Origin of the sequence: Lactobacillus sp. HMSC08B12 (assembly GCF_001808415.1) — a bacterium.
In the GTDB taxonomy this organism is placed as follows: domain Bacteria; phylum Bacillota; class Bacilli; order Lactobacillales; family Lactobacillaceae; genus Lactobacillus; species Lactobacillus delbrueckii.
Map to the genome: position 1 here is coordinate 1 of NZ_KV793123.1, position 2,167 is coordinate 2,167.

At 53.0% G+C, this 2,167-nt stretch carries 1 protein-coding gene, 4 tRNA genes, 1 pseudogene and 1 riboswitch; all 6 genes and pseudogenes read right to left on the minus strand.

What is annotated here, in order from left to right; translation table 11 throughout:
* Positions 1-29 precede the first annotated feature (29 nt).
* Positions 30-242: pseudogene (locus HMPREF3168_RS02445) on the minus strand (MFS transporter); the annotation flags it as partial.
* Positions 243-304: 62 nt separating this feature from the next.
* Complete coding sequence (gene metK / locus HMPREF3168_RS02450) at positions 305-1,501, minus strand: methionine adenosyltransferase (RefSeq protein WP_003611752.1); 1,197 nt, start codon at positions 1,499-1,501, stop codon at positions 305-307.
* A riboswitch (SMK box riboswitch) is annotated at positions 1,499-1,586 on the minus strand. It overlaps the preceding gene by 3 nt.
* Positions 1,587-1,650: 64 nt before the next feature.
* Positions 1,651-1,723: transfer RNA gene (locus HMPREF3168_RS02455), tRNA-Val, on the minus strand.
* 3 nt (positions 1,724-1,726) lie between these two features.
* A tRNA-Glu gene (locus HMPREF3168_RS02460) sits at positions 1,727-1,798 on the minus strand.
* 161 nt (positions 1,799-1,959) lie between these two features.
* A tRNA-Met gene (locus HMPREF3168_RS02465) sits at positions 1,960-2,033 on the minus strand.
* A gap of 6 nt (positions 2,034-2,039) precedes the next feature.
* A tRNA-Ser gene (locus tag HMPREF3168_RS02470) sits at positions 2,040-2,130 on the minus strand.
* Positions 2,131-2,167: the final 37 nt, after the last annotated feature.

The following is a 2,167-nucleotide window of genomic DNA, read 5'->3' on the forward strand; positions in this document are numbered from 1 at the left end:
TTAGTGTCCTAATTTCGGGGGTCATATCAGCGTCCTACGCTATCAGCCAGTTTCCCATAAATCGGCGTTGAGACTGCCGTCATCAGCAGAAAGACAGACACCACCCAGCTCATGATTGCCAGCCCGTCCAAATCGGCGATAATGGTTGGCATCGCGGTCGACACAATCGTGCCTTCGATCGCGGACATAAAAGTGGTAATAAAGACAGCGAGCGTGACCATTTTCACGTTTGTTTTCTTCATTCTTTTCTCCAACGAAATTTATGTTACGTTAATGTCTTACGTGTATTCAATTGTAGAAAATATTACTTGCGGCCATTAACAAAAGCCTGGAGGGCTTCCGCCTTGTCGGCCTTTTCCCAAGGCAGGTCGACGTCAGTGCGGCCAAAGTGGCCATATGCAGCCGTCTGCTTGTAGATTGGCCGGCGCAGGTCCAGCATCTTGATGATCCCGGCTGGGCGCAAGTCAAAATTGGCCCGGACAGCTTCAGTCAAAAGCTGGTCGCTCACCTTGCCGGTCCCGGCAGTATCAATCATGATGGAAACCGGGTGGGCTACCCCGATGGCGTAGGCCAGCTGGACTTCACAGCGGTCAGCCAGGCCAGCGGCGACAATGTTCTTAGCCACGTAGCGGGCAGCGTATGAGGCGCTTCGGTCGACCTTGGTGGCGTCCTTGCCGCTGAAGGCACCGCCGCCGTGGCGGGCATAGCCGCCGTAAGTATCGACGATGAGCTTGCGGCCAGTCAGACCGGCGTCCCCCTTCGGCCCCCCGATAACGAAGCGGCCGGACGGGTTAATCAGGTACTTGGTCTCGTCATCCAAGAACTTGTCTGGAATGACTTCCTTGATCACGTCGTGGACCATGGCCACCCGGATCTCTTCATTAGTCACGTCAGGGCTGGTTTGGGTTGAGATAACGACCGTGTCCACCCGCTTAGGCTTGCCGGTGTCATCGTATTCCACCGTGACCTGGGCCTTGGCATCTGGCCGCAGCCAGGGGAAGGTCTCCTCTTTTCTCAGCTGGGCCACTTTGCGCATCAAGCGGTGGGCCAGGGAAATCGGCAAAGGCATCAGTTCCGGCGTTTCGTTGATGGCGAAACCAAACATGAGCCCCTGGTCACCAGCCCCGATCTGGTCGAGTTCATCGCTGTCGTCTTCTCCCCGGACTTCCAGGGCTTCATCAACCCCGCCGGCGATGTCAGGCGACTGCTTGTCCAGCGCTACTAAAACGGCGCAGTTGTCGGCGTCAAAGCCCAGGTCTGGGTCATTGTAGCCGATCTCGCGGATCGTCTTGCGCGCGACCTGCTGGTAGTCAACATTAGCCGTAGTCGAGATTTCCCCGAAGAGCAAGACCAAACCGGTGGTTACAGAAGTCTCACAGGCCACGTGGGCTTGCGGATCCTGGGCGAGTACCGCGTCCAGGATGGCATCGGAGATCTGGTCAGCGACCTTGTCCGGGTGTCCTTCTGAAACTGATTCTGACGTAAATAAGTGCTTTTCCATCTATGTGTGTCCCCCTATAGACTAGCTACACGGTTACAAGGCATCTTCACCAATTTGGTGAATCCTATCAGGACTTGTAACAAATAACATTTTAAACATGTTCAGTTTTTTGTAAAAAAAAAGATTACCGTCCGGTAACCTTCTGAACATGGAGGATACAGGGCTCGAACCTGTGACCCTCTGCTTGTAAGGCAGATGCTCTCCCAGCTGAGCTAATCCTCCATATGACCCGTACGGGATTTGAACCCATGTTACCGCCGTGAAAGGGCGGTGTCTTAACCACTTGACCAACGGGCCTTTTCGTAAGCACGTTTACTAGTATACAGCAATTCCCGGTCAATGCAAGCTTTTTTCGGGAAAAAGTTTTCAGAAAAAATAGAAAAGCTTAAAGAATAGACAAAAGAGGAGAGAAATAAAAATCGAAAACAAAAAACCACGACCAAGTCGTGGTTTGCTTATAGCGGCGGGGGGGATCGAACCCTCGACCTCCCGGGTATGAACCGGACGCTCTAGCCAGCTGAGCTACACCGCCATAAAACGGAGTGTGAGGGATTTGAACCCTCGATACAGGTATTTACCCGTATACATGATTTCCAATCATGCTCCTTCAGCCGCTCGGACAACACTCCATATTAAACTCCGCCTGTCAGACTCGAACTGACGACA

Bases quoted from the DNA above. Each gene is read 5' to 3' on its own strand.
- metK (WP_003611752.1), bottom strand. From the start codon at position 1,501: ATGGAAAAGCACTTATTTACGTCAGAATCAGTTTCAGAAGGACACCCG.